This is a genomic window from Cyclobacterium salsum, assembly GCF_010119245.1.
In the GTDB taxonomy this organism is placed as follows: Bacteria; Bacteroidota; Bacteroidia; order Cytophagales; family Cyclobacteriaceae; genus Cyclobacterium; species Cyclobacterium salsum.
Genome location: NZ_WNKG01000043.1, coordinates 1 through 669, shown reverse-complemented (window position 1 = coordinate 669; position 669 = coordinate 1). Strand labels below are relative to the sequence as shown.

Below are 669 nucleotides of genomic sequence, written 5' to 3'. Positions count from 1 at the left end.
TGGCGGTTCTTTCGGTCGTTTCAGTATCCAGCGCAGTTGCAAGCGTGGTATCTGCAGATTTTCGTTCGGCCGTTTCATTGGTCAGCGCCGTTTCCAAGGTGGCATCTCCGGATACTCGTGCCGCCGTTTCGGTGGTTAGGTCGGCCATAATAGTTGCTTCGGCTCCTTCCGCACGGGAGGTTTCTGTCGCAATAGCTGTTTCCAGTGAAGTATCAGCGGCTTGTCTTTCGCTTGACTCGGTGGCCAGGTCGGCGACAATCCCAGCTTCTGCAGCCTCAGCCCGGTCAGTTTCGGTGGTAATGGCCAGGTCCAAATTGGTATCGGCTGCCTGCCGGGCACTGCTTTCGCTGGCCAGGTCAGCGGTCAACTGGTTCTCTGCTCCCACGGCCCGTGTCGTTTCCGTTTCGATGGCCGCTTCCAGTACGCCTTCTGCAGCCAGAGCTCGGTCAATTTCTTCATTCAGTGCCGTCTGATTGCCGGATGCCGATGCGTCCACGTAATCCTTTACCGCTTTGGCACTGGTGTATTTGATATCCGATTCGCCGTCGGTGGTAATGTCGGTGCTTTTGTTGGAAAGGTCTTCCTTTTCGGCTTCCGCGGCCAGGGCACGGGCGGTTTCTGTGGCAATGGCGGTTGCCAAAGTCGCGTCATTGGCGGTTCTTTCGGTCG

Annotated in this window: 1 protein-coding gene; it reads right to left on the bottom strand. The window is 57.0% G+C overall.

Features of this window, described 5'->3' with window-relative positions; translation table 11 throughout:
- The coding region (locus tag GJS45_RS23580) for a hypothetical protein (RefSeq protein WP_162344350.1) at positions 1 to 669 on the bottom strand (669 nt) is incomplete at both ends.